The organism is Sphingobacteriales bacterium (assembly GCA_016711285.1).
In the GTDB taxonomy this organism is placed as follows: domain Bacteria; phylum Bacteroidota; class Bacteroidia; order Chitinophagales; family UBA2359; genus JADJTG01.
On the sequence record JADJTG010000007.1, the window covers coordinates 69,460 to 89,984 of the forward strand.

Genomic DNA, 20,525 nt, shown 5'->3' on the forward strand with positions numbered 1-20,525 from the left:
TACAGAAATGTTGTAGTGTTTTGTCCTACACAACGTATCTATATAAAGATTAGTTCAATGTAAAAAAACAAAATATTTAAGACAATGCAGCATATCTTATTGTATATAAAATTTATATTTCCTCTTGCTATTGCTCAACCATTTTTGCAGGCTGCTAAGGTCGGTGTGCGGCTCAAAAATGCCATAAAACGCCGAACCGCTGCCACTCATAGCGGCATATACTGCCTGATGATGGTATAAAAAATCAATGCCTTCGGCGATGTCAGGAAAATGGCGGCTGATGGGGGCTTGAAAGTCGTTGTGAAGTGCCTCTTTCCAAGTAGTTATGGGCTGCGAAATAAGGTGTTGCAGCGCAACGGCGGGCATTTTGGGAGTAATTTGGCGATATGCCCAAGCGGTATTAACGGCAATATTCGGAAAAACGCACACAAAGCGGTAGCGGCTCAAATCCAAAGAAAGTGGTGTTAATTGCTCACCTTTTCCGGTGGCGAGCGCAGGCGTGTTGCGGATAAAAAAAGCACAATCGCTGCCGATGCGGGCGGCTGCTTGTTGGAGTTGTTCTTCGCCGAGTTGGAGTTTGAATATGTCGTTGAGGGCACGCAACACAAAAGCAGCATCGGCAGAGCCGCCGCCCAAACCTGCACCCATCGGCAAGTGTTTTATCAAAAAAATATGCACCGGCGGCAAATCGTATTGTGTTTGCAACAAACGGTAGGCTTGGAGGCACAGGTTATTGTCGGGATTGCCGTCAATGGGCAGCCCTTCGCTCCGAAACACCAATTCCTTTGCCGGCACTATTTCCAGCACATCGCACCAAGGCAAAGGATAAAAAACAGTTTCGAGGTTATGAAATCCATCGGGGCGTTTTTCGCAAATGTGCAAGCCCAAATTGATTTTGGCATTAGGAAAAAGTATCATAAAAAAAAATAACAACAACGGCTTCAATACAAATATTGCACATCTTTTCCTTACTTGCGGATAGCGGTGGCTTCTTTCAAAAAAGAATCTTTGCTACTTTCGTCATCGGCGATATGAAAATAATTGCCGCCACCCATTTCCGCCAGCAAACGCAACTTATCCTCTATTACTTTTGATTCTCCTTTTCCGTATTGAAACACCGACAAATAAATACCTTTTTTGGTGTTTTTCTTAATCATTTTTTCCAATTTTTCGTCGATGATGAATTTGCCGTCAGTGGCGATAATGATACGATTATTTCCATCTTTGATAAAATTTTTATTGGCTTCGTCATACGCCAACGTTGCACCCGCCAAGCCGTCTGTTTTGCCTGAAAAAGTGAGTTTGTCGATGGCTTCGTTGAGTTCTTGTTTGTGTATGCCCGAAGTAGAAGGCAATACGACTTTGGCTCTGCCCGCATACGTCACCACCGACACATTGTCTTCGGGGCGCAGCAATTCGGTAAGAAAACGGAAAGAACGGCGCAGCAGTGGCATTTTGTCCTCTACGTCCATCGAGTGGCTCACATCTAACAAAAAAGTGAGGTTATTGGCAGCAGAACCCTCCAGCGAAGGCGGTGGTGGCGGCACATTCGCCTGTGCCATTGCTGCCTTGAGCGACTCTAAAATAGCAGCTTCATCAATTTTTGGTACTTGCGGGTCGCGGTACATCACTTTAAACCACATCGGCTCTTCCATTTGCCGCAGCAGCGTTTTTTTTGCCCGCATCAAAAACTTATTAAATTCGTAAGTAATACCTGAATGATAATGCACCGAATGGCGATACACTTGCTCGCCGTAGTAATAAGAAGCTCCAAAACCCTCGTATTCTATTTTCCCGCCTTCGGCTTTCCAGGGCGTTTTTTGGGTTAAATAATCGTTGGCAAGCGCAACAATAGCATCGGCTTCGCGGAGTACCGGCGAAAAATCATCCATTTCCAAATACGGAAACAACTCAGGATTTTGGGCACTTTCTACCAATCTGTTGCGGGCAGCCAAATTGCTTTCGAGGCGTTGGTTAAAGCTGCGCACTGCATCAATATCATCGCGGCGTAGGGCTAAAAGCAGCAAATGTGCATTGGTATTGAGGGCGTGCAATTGCGACATACCATCGAGCAGAGGCTGATATTGTATGGCTTCGAGGATTAAATCAAATATTTTATCGCCCAAAACCGAAAAATCAAAACAAATCAGCGAGTATTTTTCCAACCACATATAGGTGTCGGTGAGGGCGGAGTCGCGCACATAGAGGCGGTCGCGGGTGTGGCGTTCGAGTTGTTTGAGTACACGCTGATATTCGGTGGTGAGTTCGTGCGATTTGACGAGTAATTCGTCCATACGCTGCCGAAACCCGGGTTCTATGACACCCAACTGTTGGCGTGCTTTTTGGTAGAGCTCTTCTATGTTTTCGTGCGGCGAATCTTTATATTTCACACAGGGCATCGTAAAATAATGCTGTTTTTCAAATAAAGGCGCAAATTGTAACACAGGAGTTTCTTGCAGTACGCGATCGCCTTTTTTCAATCCTTTTTGCAAATCAAAAGAGAGATTATTGGCTTTGATATTAAAATCGCGCAATACATCGTGCGGAACACTGATGTAGTGTGCAGCTTCGTTGAAATAATCAATACATACATTGTAGGCTTTGATTTGTTCTAAAGTTTCGGGTGCGGTATATTTTTGTGCGGAGACCTGTGGTGTGGCAACGAATAAAAAACAGCACAGCAGTAGCACTGCATTGATGAGATATTTCATAAGACCAATAAAAAGAAATATATTTGTGACAGCAAAGATAGTATTAAATGAAACGAATTTATATCATAGGTGCATATCCTGATTATTATGAAACCTATTTGGCGAGTGTGAGTCATTTAAGTTTAAAGGAAGCATTAAAAAAAACACTGCACGATTTTAAAAGTTTATTAAAAACAACGCCGGAATCTCAGGGCAATTATGCGTATCAGTCCGGCAAATGGACGGTGAAACAGTTGGTGCAGCATTTAATTGATGTAGAGCGCATTTTGAGCTACCGCGCTTTGGCGTTTTCGCGGCGCGATTGGCGGGAAATGGCGGGTTTTGATGAAGATGTTTATATACAAGAGGCGGATTTTTCCAAAAAAAGCCTCCGAACCCTTGTTTCGGAGTTGGAGCATTTGCGTAAATCCAACATTCTTTTTTTTGCGGCATTGCCGGAGGCGGTATTGCAATACGAGGCAGTTGCCAATGCACAACAAGTAAGTGTGCGCGCCATCGGCTATATACTGGCAGGGCATTTGGCGCATCATACCGAAGTGCTGCGCAGCCGCTATGCTATGCCGCCGACATTCAAATAAATGCTTGATGGGGGATTTTATTAAATAATGTTAAAAACATATAAAAATGGTGTATTGTTTTTAAAAACAACAACGTCATAACAACACAAACAACGATACAGCGTTGTATAAATTATTAAAAAATAAGATGAAAATGAAATTAATATCTCTTTTATTCGTGGGAATGATTGCTTCGGCGGCGGGTTTTTATCAGATGTTCAACGGGGCAGCAGTGGCAGACGACGGCAATGTGTTGTATGCCGCTACCAAAAAAGAAAAAGTATTGATGCAGGTGATTGAAGAAAGCCTGCAACGTACTCACTATCAAGCTCCCCAGATTAATGATGAATTTTCAGCCAAAGCGTTTGATTTGTACCTGAAGCGTTTGGATTACGGCAAACGTTTTTTGCTGGAAAGCGATGTGAAATATTTGGAAAAATATCGCTACAAAGTAGATGACGCTATTATCAATAAAAATTTTGACCTGTATTATGAAGCCAATGAAATACTGAAAAAACGCATTGCCGAAGCCGAAACTTATTATCAGGAAATTTTGTGCAAACCCTTTGATTTTACGCAAAATGAGCGCGTAAATATGGATTACGACAAAAAAACTTACGCCAAAAATACTGCCGAATTGAAAGATGAATGGTATAAATTGCTCAAATATCAAACAATGACACGCGTGCTGGGCAAATTGGAGAATCAGGAAGAAGCCGCCGAAAAAAAGGATACAACCGTAAAAATAAAAGTCTTTGCCGAATTGGAAAGCGATGCACGCGATAAAATATTACATAATTACGAAAACTATTTCAGCCGTATTCATAAAAACGATGATAACGACCGCCTCTCCACTTATCTGAACGCCATCGTGAGTGTATATGATACCCACAGCAGTTATTTTCCGCCCGAAGACAAAAAGAACTTTGATATTAAATTGTCGGGGCAGCTCGAAGGTATCGGTGCTACACTTCAGGAAGAAGACGGATTTATTAAAGTGGTGAGCATAGTGCCGGGCAGCCCTTCGTGGAAGCAGGGCGAACTGAAAGTAGATGATGTAATTGTAGAAGTAGCGCAAGGCGATGCCGAGCCGGTAGAAATTACCGATATGAAACTCGATGATGCCGTGCAGCTCATTCGCGGCAAAAAAGGAACAGAAGTGCGCCTCACCGTAAAAAAACGAGATGGCAACATCGTCAAAATTCCCATTATCCGCGATGTGGTTATTATAGAAGAAACTTATGCCAAATCTGCCGTTATTGAAAGCAACAACGCCAAAATCGGCTATATTTATTTACCAAAATTCTATGCCGACCTCAACCACACTGGCGGCAGAAGTTGCGCTGATGATATTCGTCAGGAACTCTTAAAACTGAAAAATGATGCCGTTGATGCCATCGTATTTGACCTTTACGACAATGGCGGCGGTTCTTTAGATGATGTGGTGCGTATGTTGGGCTGGTTTATCAAAGATGGTCCGGTGGTGCAGGTAAAAGCCCCTGACGGCAACAGCCGCACCCTCGCCGACCGCGACCCATCTGTGATATACGAAGGTCCTTTGGTCGTAATGGTAAATGGTCAAAGTGCTTCGGCTTCCGAAATTTTTGCCGCCGCCGTACAAGATTATCAACGCGGGGTTGTCGTGGGTACTGCCTCCACTTATGGCAAAGGTACGGTGCAGCGTTTTCTGGATTTGGACAATATTTTAGTACAAGGCTACGATGATATTAAACCCATCGGTTCCCTCAAAGTAACTATTCAGAAATTCTATCGTATTAATGGCGGCTCTACCCAACTCAAAGGCGTAGTACCCGACATCGTATTGCCCGATGCTTATAAATATATTTTAAGCGGTGAAAAAGAAGAAGACTATGCCTTGCAATGGGACGAAATAGAAGCCGCCCGCTATGAGGCATTTCCGCGCACCTACAACCTCAACCAACTCAAAAATATGAGTGCGGTGCGTGTAGCCGCCAACCCCTTCTTTCAGCAAGTAGAAAAAACAGCCCTTCGTTTTCAGGAAGAAGATAAAGCAAAAAGCTATGCTTTGAATCTGGAACAATATCGTCAGGAGCGCAGCCAAGCCAAATCAGAAGAAAAAATATATGACCAATTAAAGGAAAATAGCGACTCTTTGCATATTATGGCAACGGCTGCTGACCATTTGGCTATGGAAAAAGACTCAGCAAATGCCGACCGTTATGAAGCCTTTTTTGAGGATATGCAAAAAAACTTTTATATTCGAGAAGCCATTGAAGTAGCCAAAGATATGGCAGGAAAGGGGAATGCGCTGATAGACAAATAATCCGAATTGTAAAGAAGCAATAAGAAAAAGTGGTGTAAAATATTGGGCAACAAGCGTTTTTTCAATGTGATTAAAACGCTTGTTGTTTTTTTTATATTTCATTTATTCAATATCAAAATAAGTGTATTTGCTACACATATTCATTTGTGGGTATAATAAGGATTTAACTAAACAACTCCTCAATATCTTCGCGGGTGAGGTTTTTCACGAAGCCGTTTTCGGAGGTGATGAGTTCGGCAGCCAAATGTTTTTTGCGTTCTTGTAGTTGGAGTATTTTTTCTTCAATGCTGTCTTTACAGATAAATTTATAGGCAAATACATTTTTGGTTTGTCCGATGCGGTGGGTGCGGTCAATGGCTTGCATTTCCACCGCCGGATTCCACCAAGGGTCCAATAAAAACACATAATCGGCTTCGGTGAGGTTCAGCCCTACGCCGCCCGCTTTGAGGCTTGCCAAAAATACGCGACACTCTTCATCTTGCTTAAACCGCTGCACCACTTTTTCGCGTTGTTGTGTGCTGCCGTCCATATATTCGTAGCCGATGCCGTTTTCTTCCAAGCGGTGGCGCACCAATGCCAACATATCCAAAAACTGCGAAAACACCAAAGCCTTATGGTTGCCCACATTTTCGAGCAAAAGCGTCATCAGTTCATCTACTTTGATGGATTCTTTGCCGTACTCCTGCTCTTCATTATTGAGCAAATAGGGCGAGTCGCAAATCTGACGCAATTTCAGCAAACCCTCCAAAATCGTAAAACTCGACTTCGACATACCGTCTGTATCTATTTTATCCAAAATAATATCGCGGTATTTTTGACGAAACTGCTCATATACGCGCTTTTGGGCGGCTTCCATTTCGCAAAACAAAATGGTTTCGGTTTTCGGCGGCAACTCGGAGGCTACCTGCTCTTTGGTGCGGCGCAGCATAAAAGGTTTTATCAGGCGGCGCAGTTGCTCTACTTTTTGCTCGTCGCCATCGCGGTCGATTGGGGTGGCAAATTCTTCTTTAAAAAACTGAACCGGACCCAACAAGCCGGGGTTGACAAAATTAATCTGAGAATATAAATCAAAAGTGTTGTTTTCAATGGGTGTTCCTGTCATTGCCAAACGGTTTTTTGCTTTGAGGAGCTGCACAGCTTTGCAGCGTTTGGCGTTGGGATTTTTGACGGCTTGCGACTCGTCCAAAATCACATAATTAAAAGGAAATTCCGCAAGTTTTTCTATATCATTGACCACAATGCCGTAGGTGGTGATAATAATATTGTATTTTGAAAAATGTTCGGTGGTTTTGAGGCGTTGTGCGCCGGTATGGATAAAATAAGTGAGCGAAGGGCAAAATTTTCGGATTTCATTTTCCCAGTTGAATACCAGTGTTGTAGGCAGCACTACCAAATTGGGGATATCGGGTTGCTTGCGGGCTTGCTCCTGCAACAAAGTGAGGGCTTGGAGGGTTTTTCCGAGTCCCATATCATCGGCAATGCAGCCGCCCCAGCCAAATTCCTCCAAAAATCCCAACCAGTTGAACGCTTGCATCTGATAATCGCGCAAGGTGGCTTGCACACCCGCCGGCAGCGGTCGCGGTTCAATTTTATCAAATTGCAACAACTTTCTTTTTTTATTTTCTAATTCCTGCATCAATTCTTCGCTGTCAATACTGATGTACATTTCATCAATGAGCGAAAAATGGAATTTGGATAATTTGATGTGATTGCCTTTAATTTCGCCGAGTTTGAGGAGGTTTTCGTTTTGGCGTATCCACTCTTCGGGCAGCAAACCGAAAGTGCCATCGTCTAACACCACATAATTCTGGCGGTTGGCAATGGCTTTTTGCACTTGCTTGAGGGTGATGTTCTGCTCGCCGAAGCTGATGTCCACACGAATATCAAACCAATCGATACCCGAAGAAGCGGTGGCATTGACGCGCGGGCTGTTGGTGTTGTAACGGAATTTTTTCAGCGACTGATACCCCAAAATTTCTATGTTTCTTTGGTGCAGCAGTTCAAACATCTGAAACAACCAGCCGTTGCGCAAAGCCTCGTGAAAACTGATATAAAACACACCAAAGTTCTGTTCTTCAAAAGAGGGGTGCAAATTTTGATAAAATTGTCTGAGTTCAAGTTCTGCTTCGGTATTGCGGGCAGTGATGAGGAGGGTGCCGTCTTCATCATCTAAATTCAAGCGGCGTTGCTGGTCAAAGAGGCGAAATTCGGCATCGCCATAGCGCACCACCGGCTGCAAAATAAGCGAGTCGTTGTTTTCGCGAATGTAGAGTTGATTGAAAGAGTCGGTGCTGATTTCTTTTATGACAAAAGAATCATCAAAAGAAATTTCAAATTTTTCCATCAAAGGCTGCAACAAATCACTGCACATTTCGCCAAATTGGTCTTCGCGGATTTTGATGATCTGTTGTTTTTGAAAATAGCGAATAATTTCGGCGGTTTCTATGTTTTGCGGCAAATAGAGCGTATCGTCCGACTGAAATATCAAATGCGATTTCTGTTCTGCTGCGTACAATATTGTATTATCGGCACTCAGCACCGGCAGCACTTCAATAAAAGGCGATGAGCGGCTCACCTGAAAATGTACCGACAGAGGAAAAGTAGAAACAGACAAGGGCTTGAAATGAGTATTTATCCACGAGCTGCTCATATTCGGCAAACTGCCTACTGTGCAATCTTGCAACAACTCAAATAATTGTTGCAGATGCACTAATATATAATTTTGCATGCCCAACATTTCCTGCTCATTCAAAGACTCCAAATAGCTCACTTTTTTGCCCAGCACCTGCGTTGCTAAACTACTCAGGTGCGAGTAGTTGAGCAATTTCAGCAAGCGGTTGATGCTGAGTTCTGTTTCGTTGAGTACGGGAATATGGTCGGGCGGAGCTTCGGAAATTTCTTGCAGCGTACCGATGAACCGTCTTCCGGTGGTGTTGAGTTTGCCCACTATCGCCAAACAGCGAAAAGCCAAAACATTTCGCTCAAATACAAAAGCGTACCCAATTTGGTATTCATTGTCTTTGGCAGTCGTTTCTTTATTGAACCAAAGCCACTCGGCTTCGGCGAGGTTGCTTTTTTGTAACAGATTGGATACATGTTGCCAGTCTTTCGAGGTGCTTATTTTTTTAAGTGAGGGGTCTAATATTTTCGGTGTGAGTTTTCCTTCCTCAAATTGAAACTGAAATTTATCATTGAAGTCATCGTTCAAATCAAAGCCATATTCGGCGAGGAGTTCGCGCTTGCGCTCGGTGTGGTCGGATATAAGGTCAAAGGCAAATTCTCCGTTTTGCATACGCAACTCCAACAAGGCTGCCACTTTGTGTTTGCATAGCTTGTAGCTCAAATCTTTACAAGTGCAGTGGCTCTCTATCATATTATTCGCGATATTGCGAAAGCGCACTTGGTATGCAATATCGTCTAATATTTCTACTATGATTTCATTATCCTGTGCCTTGAGTAGTTTTACCTGTTGATTGCGCAAAAGCGACTGCGCTTTATTTACAATTTGTGAAGAGGTATTGGCAAAATTAATCAGGTTGGATATTTTGTTTCTTTTAAAAGTGGTATGGGAGGAGTCGGAAGCAGTGTTGTTGGCAGGAGTATCTGCAAGCGGCTGTATGTCGGTAATTATTCTTTTTTCTTCTTCCTGAATTTTCAATAGTACTTTTTCTAATGCCATCAACGCAGCTACACTGTGCTTGCAAACATCGCCGTAATCATAAGGACAATTACATTCGGCATATATTTTTTCGGTAAGAATATCTGATATTTTTACGCGATATGCGCCTACTCCTTCGGTGCTTTCTACTCTAAACCACACTTTTTCGTGTTCTATATCCAATTTTTCAATATTCCATTTTCCTGCATGAAAAATATATTCGCCGCGACTGAGGATTTTTGGGGAGGCATGTTCACTGATATATTCACGAATGTAATAAAGGGTCTGGTCTGGCATGTTGTTATTTAAAATAATAATTAAACCGCAAAGGTAAAAAGTCTTTGCAGTGAAAAGAAATCTTATAAAAATTATTATTTAACCGGACTGAGTCGTATCAAAGACAACTCGAGTCGTATCAAAGACAACTCGAGTCGTATCAAAGACAACTCGAGTCGTATCAAAGACAACTCGAGTCGTATCAAAGACAACTCGAGTCGTATCAAAGACAACTCGAGTCGTATCAAAGACAACTCGAGTCGTATCAAAGACAACTCGAGTCGTATCAAAAGACAAATCGAGTAGTATGAAACACAACTCGAGTCGTATCAAAGACAACTCGAGTCGTATCAAAGACAACTCGAGTCGTATCAAAGACAACTCGAGTCGTATCAAAGACAACTCGAGTCGTATCAAAGACAACTCGAGTCGTATCAAAGACAACTCGAGTCGTATCAAAGACAACTCGAGTCGTATCAAAGACAACTCGAGTCGTATCAAAGACAACTCGAGTCGTATCAAAGACAACTCGAGTCGTATCAAAGACAACTCGAGTCGTATCAAAGACAACTCGAGTCGTATCAAAGACAACTCGAGTCGTATCAAAGACAACTCGAGTCATATCAAAGACAACTCGAGTCGTATCAAAGACAACTCGAGTCGTATCAAAGACAACTCGAGTCGTATCAAAGACAACTCGAGTCGTATCAAAGACAACTCGAGTCGTATCAAAGACAACTCGAGTCGTATCAAAGACAACTCGAGTCGTATCAAAGACAACTCGAGTCGTATAAAAGATAACTCGAGTCGTATAAAAGATAACTCGAGTCGTATAAAAGATAACTCGAGTCGTATAAAAGATAACTCGAGTCGTATAAAAGATAACTCGAGTCATATAAAAGATAACTCGAGTCGTATAAAAGATAACTCGAGTCGTATCAAAGACAACTCGAGTCGTATCAAAGACAACTCGAGTCGTATCAAAGACAACTCGAGTCGTATCAAAGACAACTCGAGTCGTATCAAAGACAACTCGAGTCGTATAAAAGATAACTCGAGTCATATAAAAGATAACTCGAGTCATATAAAGATAACTCGGAGTCATATAAAGATAACTCGAGTCATATAAAGATAACCCGAGTCGTATCAAAGATAACTCGAGTCGTATCAAAGACAACTCGAGTCGTATCAAAGAAAACTCGAGTCGTATCAAAGACAACTCGAGTCGTATCAAAGACAACTCGAGTCGTATCAAAGACAACTCGAGTCGTATCAAAGACAACTCGAGTCGTATCAAAGACAACTCGAGTCGTATCAAAGACAACTCGAGTCGTATCAAAGACAACTCGAGTCGTATCAAAGATAACTCGAGTCGTATCAAAGATAACTCGAGTCGTATCAAAGATAACTCGAGTCGTATCAAAGACAACTCGAGTCGTATCAAAGACAACTCGAGTCGTATAAAAGACAACTCGAGTCGTATAAAAGATAACTCGAGTTATTTACTTGTGGCTTTTTGGAACTTTAGTGGTGTTAAATATTAAATGATAATCAATGATATAATAAATTGAAAATAATGCAATTAACTAATAACTAATCATTCAAAACTAAACACTATCGGAGCTTTTATATATACTTAAAGCGCAAATAAGTACCCAAAGGCAGCTTTTTTGCGTAGCTGTCTTCAAAATAAATTTCGCCGAGTTCGCGGTGGCGGGCGAAAGGAAAATGTTGTGCCATCAAATTATCCACCACCAATGCCGACAAGCCCATTGAATAGAAATTCATCACCAAAAAGCAAGGGCGTTTGGCGAGCAGTTGGGCGCAGTAGAAGAGCAGTTCGTCTATGTTTTTTTCAAACTCCCATTTTTCGCCGTCAGTGCCTCTACCGTAGGCGGGCGGGTCTAATACAATTCCCTGATAGATTTTGCCGCGTTTGGCTTCGCGGCGCACGAATTTGAGGGCATCTTCGGTGATGCGGTGAATATCGTTCCAGCCGTTGGCTTCGGCATTGCTGCCCGCCCAATGCACCACCTGCCGCACCGAATCCAAATGCCATACCTGCGCTCCCGCCGCCCGCGCCGCCAAAGTAGCGGCTCCGGTGTAGGCAAACAAATTGAGAACGGCGGGTTGTTTCATTTGTGAAGCGGTATCATAAATAAAATTCCAGTTGTCGCACTGTTCAGGAAAAATACCCACATGCTTAAATGCCGTAAGCCCCAGCCGCATCTTGAACGATAATTGATGGTGCTGGTAGCGAATCCACCATTGTTCGGGCATAGCGGCGTGGCGAGTCCAAGTTCCTTTTTCGGCAGTGGTATCTTTGGCGGCGTGGCGCACAAAACGGGCGTGGGCGCGCTGTTGCCACTCGGCTTCGGGCAAAGATTTGCTCCACAAGGCTTGCGGCTCGGGGCGGGCGATGATATAATCGCCGAAACGCTCTAATTTTTCAAAGTTGCCGCTGTCAATCAATTCGTATTGATTTTGCCAAGCTGCGCGGATATAGTGTAAATTCACAGAATTGTAGAAGGTATTTTTTTCTTAAAATATTTTTTTGCTGTTAGCCACTTTGTTTATGCTTCTGTTTCCGGTTTAGGTATTGGCGAAGATAGGGACTATAACCTCAAATGTTCAATAAACCACAAATGTTGATAGAAGTACGAATGTTCAAGTTTAGCACTTCTGCCCCCATTTTGCCAACCCCTTGTTGTAGGCAGTCTTTTATTGTTTTAATATGTTACTTTTTTCGTTTAGTTCTTCAAGTCGAGTTTTTTCTTTTTCAATTAGTAGTCTTGGATTTTGTTCAACTTTCTTTCTTAATTCATCAAATTTTGGTTCTAAATCTTTTACCATATTTATAAATTCAACTACTTCTTTACTTTCAACTGTTTCTCTTCCGTGTGCAACTTGATTTCTTATATTTCTAAAATCAAATATTTTCTTTTTGATTTTTTCATCAATTTGAACATCATATTCGTTCATAAGCCTTGAAACATTATCGGGATTGAATAATCTAAAAATTGGCATTCTAAACTCTCTTTCTTCGCCTTCTGTATGACTTAATATTATTTCTCTAATTTTATTTGTTTGTCCTTCCATATAAGCATAAGCTGAAAGCAATGCACCAACGGGGTGTACTTTTGTCAGTTTATTTAACTTGTCTAATTCAGTTTGAGTAGTAACAGAACGAAGTTTGAATATTGCCAAATCATCTTCTGAAAGAAAATCCTCCAAAACTTTTTCAATATCAAGATTGTAGTTAGCTGTCAAAAATTCTTTAAAAAACTCATAAGTTGCCTCCATATAAAAAATGGTAGTCAACTCATTTGGAAATCCATATCTATGTTGTAAAGCATTTCTTTCATCTATTAATAATTCTAATTTATTTAAATGTGGAATTTTAATTTGCTTTTCTTTTGATAAAGTTTCAATTGCACCTGTTATTGTAATTGTTTCTTTTGCGTTTTTATAAATTGAAAGCCCTAAGTCAAGCATTAAATCTTTAAAAATTAACTCAACTGCATTTGCTAAATGAAGAATTACAAATTTTCTATCCCTTTCTGTCCCTAAATTGAAATGCTCAATAGAGTGTGAAAAAAGGTCAAACGAACTTTGGAATAAAGGGGAAGTATATGCCATATTGTTTTTTGTCGTAATTTTTTATGTAGTGAGTGTCTGTCTTTAAGATTGCCTACAACGGTTTGGGGCTTGGCGAAGTGGGGGAAATCGAAGCTAAAATGTTCAATAAACCACAAATGTTCAAATTAGCACATAAACCCTGCTTTTGCCAATATCTTGTTGTGTGCCGTTTTTATTTGTATTTGTGGCAAATTCAGTTTTCACCTCTTTGGGAAATAATATTTCACTTTTAAATGACTGTGAATGTTGTGCATTCTTGATATTCTTTTTTGCAATTACAGCGTATTTTTTCATCATTTCTATTCCAATAAAGTTTCTGTTCGTCTCAATTGCAGCAACAGCAGTTGTGCCACTTCCAAGAAAGGGGTCAAGTATAATATCTCCTTCATCTGTATATAACCGTATCACACGAGACGCTAACTCTTTCGGAAACATAGCAGGGTGTTCTTTATTTGCTCTAACGCTGGGTATTTCCCAAATCTGTCTATACCCCCATTCCTTCCATTCGTCTTGTGTCAATCTTTCACGGTTCACAATGTATTCTCCTGGCTTCCAAAAAATATATAAATCTTCGGTCTCGCTTACGCTTTTTAGTGTGTTAGTTGTCCATTTAGAATTTGCCCACGCAGGGTCTTTTTTCCATATACGTTTATCATAAAGAAACAACCCCGCATCATATGCGTATTGTTCTATATTTCCACCAACGAGTTTAACGTGTGTACCTACTGCGTATTTTCCTCCTCGTATATTATTTCCATTAAGTCTTCTGTCAATGGTTTGTTCACTGCATTTAAGTACCTCGGCAATTTGCCTTCTGTTATAATTAGGAAAATCCGATTGCACTTTGAGAATCATATCTTTTGTTACATCACATTTTCTGTTTGAAGGATTCATTCCCATAATACGTGGCATTTTTTCGTTTTGGAAAGCAATTATATCTGCAATGTTTATAACAAGAAACCCCCCTGGCTTTAATACTTCATAATGTAACGTAATGATATTTTTTAATAATTCTTGCCAAGAATCATAGGTAGCCTCCTTTTCGTATTCTTTTCCTCAAAAATAGGGGGGAGACCAAAAAGATAATGCTATTGAATTAGGTGATATTTGTCCTATCAATGAAACAGAATCACCGCAATAAACTGTATTTATAGCCAGATTTTCCATATTAAACATAAATTTCTTTAACACGCCACATATCAATTGTTTTTAAAACGTCAAATGATACTCTTGAACGAATTTTTCGTAAATCTTTCTTCTTATCATCTTTTCCTGGGAAAAAACAGATTTGGAAATGTTTGCAAGTAATTTGGGTTATGGGTAAGTAACAGACCATTAGGAATACAAGCAATTTTAATTTTTTCAAGCGGTTGCCCTATTGTTTCATTGCCGTTATTGACCATTTTATACACAGGTTTAATAACGAATGTTGTTAATGGTGCTATGGTATTATCACTCAAAACATAAATAGGAGAGAGTGAACTAAGGAAATTGTGAGAAACTAATTTACCTTTTGCAATAATTGGGTCATTTAAAACACCTTCGTCAATATTATTCCAGATACCCGAACCTGATACTTGATAAGGTGACATTACTACGTGATTGAAGTCATCTCTTGGCCCAGCGGATTTTATATCAATAAAAATCCAAGCTGAATCTGTAATATTAAGAGTTTGTCTAATTCTTTCGCTTGAAATTATACATCTTTCATCAGAACCCGAAGGTAGTCCAGAATCTTTAATGGCAAAATTAGAGGCGAAATATCTTGATAATTTGCTGCCAAACACTTTTTCCCCAACTTCAATCCAGGGGTATTGATCACCAATTGGTGACCTACCTCTATCAAGTGGGGTGTAATTTTTCCAAAACGAATATAAATAGGACGCTTCGTTATAATCCCTTACTATTTCAGGCAATTGTAAGTCAATGAAATGCAAAATCTCATTCATAACAAAGTGCTCTATTTTAATAAGGCAATTAGGATTACTTTTAAAGTAATTAACCGAACTTTGATATGAATCGTATTGCTCATTAATAAACTGTTTAAACATCTATTTGCGTTTCTAATTGTAACTATTTTCTTAATTTGTTTTGTCAAAGTTAGCATTGTAAAACCACTTATTCAAGTTATGTTAGGTCGTTTTAAATGGCACACAACTGAATGATAGGCGAAGTATCTCCTCCTCCCAACTGCTCCTTAATTTGGTCTATATTCCATATCGTTTGGCGATAGCCGATGTCGTGTAGGGCTTGTGCATCTTTAAAATCAAAAAGACCATAGTTGTAGGCTTCTTCGGGTTCGATGGTGATGTGGCATTGGCGCAGACGACTTTCGGTATTTTTCCACAACAATAAATCAAAACAACGCTGCCCGATTTCAAAAATACCTTCTACATTATAATCGTAGCCGTGCGGATTTACATTTACGCCGATTACTTTATCGCACAAAGGCAAGAGGGGTTCTACAGGCAAATTATTGATAAGCCCGCCATCTACAAAAGTTTGATTATCAACTTCTACCGAATGAAAAACCATCGGAATTGCCGATGATGCCATCACTGCTTCGGAAAGGCTGCCCCGCTCCAATATCTGATACTCGCCGGAATTGAGGTTGCTGACAGCTATAAATAATTTTTTCGGCAACAACTCAATGCTGTCGTGTGGTACTTGCTCCAAAAAAATACTTTTCAGCAGCGACAATTTTGTCAAGCCGCCACCGCTGATAATGTTGAGGCTGGCTCCCAAACGCAGCACTTTAAAAATACTGTTGTTGTTGGCAATCTCCATCATTTTGTCAAAGGAAACGCCCGCCGCATACAAGCCGCCCACGATAGAGCCGGCACTCGTACCCGCCACCCAAGCCGGACTGATGCCGTTTTCTTCCAAAGCCCGCAACACGCCAATATGAGCCCAGCCGCGTGCACCACCGCCGCATAAAACAATACCGATTTTTTGGTTAACCATTACTTTTTTTTATTTTTTTTAAAACAACTTTTTTATCAAAAAACATACTGTTGTTTTTGGTTTTTAAATTTGATGATAGGAGAATTCTTCTTCTCCCTGAATGCCTCCTTGTTGTTCTATGAGTTCTTTTTTTCGATAAATAGGCCACAAAAACGTAAGCACGATACCGATTAAATATAAAATAAGTGCCACATCAAAAATAATATCGCCGATGAAGGAATAAGGGGGTACAAATTTTAAACGGACGGTATGATGCCCTGCCGGAATATTCATTCCCATAAAACCGACATTTGCCAAATACAGTGGTACTTCCTCTTCATCAAGGGTTGCCCGCCAGCCTTTGTCGTAGGGTATGGCAAAAAACAAAAATTGCGGCGCACGGCTTTCTATTGTACCTCTGATAAAATTGTGCCCGTGCCTCTCGATGCGCAAAGTGTCGCGCAAAGGGCTGAACACATCGGCGGCATAATGTTCAAGGGTATAATTCTGCGGCAATACCTGCGCTCCTTCGTACACCGGATAAGATTTAAAAGCGTCTAAATCTTCATTTTCCGCCACAAAAGCATTGAACAAGGTTATATCGCGCAGCGAAGCATTGTTGATGCGCTCAAATTGGGCAAGGCTGATTTTTTGGCGATAGGTGAAGCCGAGAGGCAAGTAGAATTTATTGCGCAGCAAACGCACATCGTTGAAAGTTTTGGCTTCCTGAGCAAAGCCGTTGGTTTCGTAAGCCGATGGATTGTCTTTGGTGAGGTGATATTTAACAGTGCCGATGCTCTGCAAAAAGGGGCGCGTACTCAAGCCGGGCGACCAGCGTTTTTGTGTGGCATCGTTGGGGTCTATCACAAAAAGTTTTTCTAAAAAACGGATATAATACTTTTGATTGAAAGAAGTATAAACCGTAGTGCCGAAATAATTTTGCACCATACCATCATTGATACTCGGCTCTTGGGCTGTACCCGAAGAATATTCTTTGTTGATACGAAAAAAAGTGCTGTCGGTTTGTTTGAGATAATTAATAGCATCTACGGTATAATCATTGTAGCCCACGCGTGCCTGCAAAGTTTCGCTTTTTACTGCTTGGCGCGGCGCAACGGTATGATTTGCCATAATGCCCAACTCCAACAAAACCAAAGGAACTAAGGCATATAAACAAATGCGTTGCAAGGACGCGTAATTGGATAGCAATAACAAAACGGTATAAATCAGCAAAAATGCCGCCGCCGTAAGTTGGATATTTTGTTGGATATGTATATCCTGCACCGGATACGGAAAAAACAACAACGCCAACAATACCGCACAGGTAATAAGCAGCAAAGGCACTTGAACTTTAAAACGAAACTCCAAAATATTGCGGTAGCTCAACATAGCAAATATGATGAGCGTAGCAGGAAAAAACAAAGAAATAGCGTGTTTGTAGTAGTCGCCTGCAAATAAATAATAAGCATAGCGAAAGTAGGGAAAGATAAGGATAAAGAGCCAAAATCCTAATAAAGCACCATAAATGAAAAGTTTGCGGCGCGGCTGATTATAAAATAATTGCGGCACCAAGAGCAAAGTGAGCATACCGCAATAAAAAGCCGGAGCTTCGAGATAGTTGCGCCAGCCGCTGTAATCCGAGCCGTTGCCGAGAATGTCGTTGGAAAAAAAACGCAAAATGATGGTGACATAATGCGAGGGGCTTTCCAAAAAATAAAAAGGCACTGCCGACAGGTCTTGTATCAATGAAGAAGCACCGCTCAAACGGGGGCTTTGTACCACCCGAGTGAATTGCGACACCAAACCCGGAGCCAACAAAGCAACACCCAACAACGAAAACACCACCAATTTCAGCACAATGCGCCCCACATCTTTCCATGTTTTATCCCTTGTGGCAAACATGCGAAAGATCAAATACAAGCCAATGAAAGTAGTGGTAAAATACAAGTAAGGTCCAAAACTGATATAATAAACCGCCAAAGGGATAAGTATCCATACATTAAAAGTGAACAACATCTCAAACGCCAGCAGTGCGAAGGCATTGTTCATGATAATATTGGAGTGGGCATACCAACTCGTTCCGAGTATCATATATCCTGATAAAGTAAAAATAAAAGCCCCCAGCAATGCCGGAACACGTCGGTTGAGCAAAATCCTGAAAAATAAGTAGATATAGAGGGAAGTTAGCAGAATTTTACACAATTCTATCAAAATAAACCGCTCGGCAGGGTACTCCATCTTATAAAATAAATCCAAAAATTTGGAAACATATATCATCAAAGATGGAATTTCATTATCACCTTTATACAAATTTTGCCCCATTCCCTGATAAAAACTCCACATCATCGTTCCGCCCTCCTGCGCCGAATAGTAAGTGTAATGCATCAATTGAGGATAATAAATATTGATGGTATCGCTGCCTACATCAGTAAACATATACACATATTCTTTATCCAAAAATTTCCAAAATACGAGGCTACATACCAGCAGAACGGCTATTTCAAGTATCAAAATAAAACCCACCTCGCGCAAAATAGTAGCGCGATTAAGGCGTGGAAGTCTGAATTTGAAAGAAGGTTTTTTAGTGTCACGGTTGTAAAAGTAGTGTTTAAGTCCAATTTTTTACCTGTGTTTGAAAAAGAAATTAAAACAATGTTTTTTTAAATTATTACTAATCAATAAATTGAGTAATATAAAAAATATACATCTGTTAATTACTTAATCCCATTTCGTTCCAATATTGTGCAGGCACGGCATAGCCCAAGCGTTTGGCGGCAACGATATTTTCGCGGGCTGCTGCGGTGTTGCCAAGCATATAATAGCATATAAAACGATTATAATAATAAGTACCATCATTGGGAGCTAAGGCAATGGCTTTGTTAAAATCTGCCAAAGCGCGTTTATAGTCTTTTTTATCCTGCAAATACAAAGTACCTCTGTTGTTCCAAGCACCTACATGCTGCGGGTCAATAGATAATACTTGCTCATAGCAAGCCAGTGCTTTTTCTGTATTTTTAAAATGATAAGCATATAAATTTCCCAAATGATACCATACTTCAGGTTGGCGGTTTTGCAATGATAGTGATTTTTCGTAATCTGTCAAAGCCGCCGATGGGTTATTTAAAATCAAATGGTAATTTTTGGCACGATTAAAATAATTAGGTGCGTAATAAGGCTGTATGGCAATGGCGCGGTTATAATCTGCCAATGCTTTTTCACCTTCTTGAACGGAACTGTAATACAAACCCCTGTTGTGATACGCCAGCATATTGTCGGGATAATAATGCAGTACATTTGTCCACAGCACTTCACTGTTGCTCCATAAAGGAATGTACCTCCACGTTTGGACTGCATACAGCAACAATAGTAACAGCATTAGCGGCAAAAGCCATTTTTTAAAAGCTGATTTTTGGGCGATGATATACGTTGCCTGCTGTCCGAGCCACCAAAACACGCCGATATAAGCGATGTAAGTATAGCGTTCTGCCACTACCGCGCTACCCACCGCCACCCACTGCACCATCAACGCCAAATTGATGCCATACCACCACCACCCGAACCGTGTGCTGCGCCCCGATAATTGCACCGCCCCCAACAGCACCGCCAACACCACAGGCGACAACCAATAATACCATTCCAAAGGCTTCGACAAATCGGGATAAGGATGATACGCCGCCAAATGAAAAGGGAAAAACAATTTAAAAGCATAATACAAATAGCCGTAAGCACCAAAACACAGCCGCTGCCACAGATTTACTTCTTGCATATCGCCCAAAGCGGTGGTGCTTTGGGTTTTCAGGGTAATGATGCCCATCGCCACTGCCACCACCCAAAAAGGAAAAGTAACCAAGAAATTGCGCCAAGTGAGTTTATCTTCGTAGCACGCCAGCCAGCACAACAATACCGGCAATATCACCCCACTCGGCTTTGAGAGCACCGACAACACAAACAGTAGGAAAGCGACAATCAGAATATATCCTTGTTGTTTTTTCAGATAATGACCGTAGCACCACAGAGCCGGCAACATAAAAAAAGCATACAACACATCTTTGCGCTCCGAAATCCACGCCACCGACTCCACATGCAAAGGGTGAATAGCAAAACACAAAGCCGCAAAACCCGCCACTTGCAGCGAGGTATCGCGCCAACGGCGCACTATTTCAAATACAAATAAGGTATTGGCAAGATGTAATAATACATTGGTAAGATGATAGCCGAAAGGATTTTGTTTCCAAATGGCATTGTCTATTGCCAGCGACAACAAAGTAAGTGGATGATAATTGGAACTCACCACCGCTTTGAACATCGCTTGCAGGTGTGTAGCACTTAAACCGCCGATATAGGGATTTTGCAATACATAGTCGGTGTCGTCCCAGTTGGTAAATCCATTGAACAAAGCCATACTATACAACAGCAACACCGCTACTGCCAACACA

The 20,525-nt window shown here is 41.1% G+C and carries 10 protein-coding genes and 2 pseudogenes; 2 read left to right on the forward strand and 10 right to left on the reverse strand.

Features of this window, described 5'->3' with window-relative positions:
* Nucleotides 1-96 precede the first annotated feature (96 nt).
* Complete coding sequence (locus IPL35_05105; GenBank protein ID MBK8442815.1) at nt 97-918, reverse strand: 4-(cytidine 5'-diphospho)-2-C-methyl-D-erythritol kinase; 822 nt, start codon at nt 916-918, stop codon at nt 97-99.
* Between the two features lie 50 nt (nt 919-968).
* Entirely contained in the window at nt 969-2,711 is a 1,743-nt protein-coding gene (locus tag IPL35_05110) for a VWA domain-containing protein (GenBank protein MBK8442816.1), read from the reverse strand.
* Between the two features lie 47 nt (nt 2,712-2,758).
* Between IPL35_05110 and IPL35_05115 the strand changes: the two genes are divergently transcribed.
* On the forward strand, nt 2,759-3,289 hold the full coding sequence (locus IPL35_05115) for a DinB family protein (protein ID MBK8442817.1): 531 nt from the start codon (nt 2,759-2,761) through the stop codon (nt 3,287-3,289).
* Nucleotides 3,290-3,422: 133 nt separating this feature from the next.
* Nucleotides 3,423-5,573: a carboxy terminal-processing peptidase gene (locus IPL35_05120; GenBank protein MBK8442818.1), complete on the forward strand. Its 2,151-nt coding sequence runs from the start codon at nt 3,423-3,425 to the stop codon at nt 5,571-5,573.
* Between the two features lie 163 nt (nt 5,574-5,736).
* Here IPL35_05120 and IPL35_05125 read toward each other — a convergent pair whose 3' ends face one another.
* From IPL35_05125 to IPL35_05160, 8 genes and pseudogenes are all read right to left on the reverse strand, one after another.
* Nucleotides 5,737-9,528 carry a DEAD/DEAH box helicase gene (locus tag IPL35_05125; GenBank protein MBK8442819.1) on the reverse strand — a complete coding sequence of 1,264 codons (3,792 nt, stop codon included), beginning with the start codon at nt 9,526-9,528 and terminating at the stop codon, nt 5,737-5,739.
* A gap of 1,605 nt (nt 9,529-11,133) precedes the next feature.
* Complete coding sequence (locus IPL35_05130) at nt 11,134-11,979, reverse strand: class I SAM-dependent methyltransferase (GenBank protein ID MBK8442820.1); 846 nt, start codon at nt 11,977-11,979, stop codon at nt 11,134-11,136.
* A gap of 249 nt (nt 11,980-12,228) precedes the next feature.
* The gene (locus IPL35_05135) at nt 12,229-13,146 is read right to left on the reverse strand and encodes a hypothetical protein (GenBank protein MBK8442821.1); all 918 of its coding nucleotides are present in this window, start codon (nt 13,144-13,146) and stop codon (nt 12,229-12,231) included.
* 120 nt (nt 13,147-13,266) lie between these two features.
* A pseudogene (locus IPL35_05140) lies at nt 13,267-14,313 on the reverse strand (site-specific DNA-methyltransferase).
* Between the two features lies 1 nt (nt 14,314).
* Nucleotides 14,315-15,197 (reverse strand): annotated as a pseudogene (locus tag IPL35_05145) (BglI family type II restriction endonuclease).
* A 91-nt stretch (nt 15,198-15,288) separates the two neighbouring features.
* The gene (locus tag IPL35_05150) at nt 15,289-16,110 is read right to left on the reverse strand and encodes a patatin-like phospholipase family protein (GenBank protein ID MBK8442822.1); all 822 of its coding nucleotides are present in this window, start codon (nt 16,108-16,110) and stop codon (nt 15,289-15,291) included.
* A gap of 63 nt (nt 16,111-16,173) precedes the next feature.
* Complete coding sequence (locus IPL35_05155) at nt 16,174-18,621, reverse strand: YfhO family protein (GenBank protein MBK8442823.1); 2,448 nt, start codon at nt 18,619-18,621, stop codon at nt 16,174-16,176.
* A gap of 178 nt (nt 18,622-18,799) precedes the next feature.
* Nucleotides 18,800-20,524 carry a tetratricopeptide repeat protein gene (locus IPL35_05160; protein MBK8442824.1) on the reverse strand — a complete coding sequence of 575 codons (1,725 nt, stop codon included), beginning with the start codon at nt 20,522-20,524 and terminating at the stop codon, nt 18,800-18,802.
* Between the last annotated feature and the right edge of the window lies 1 nt (nt 20,525).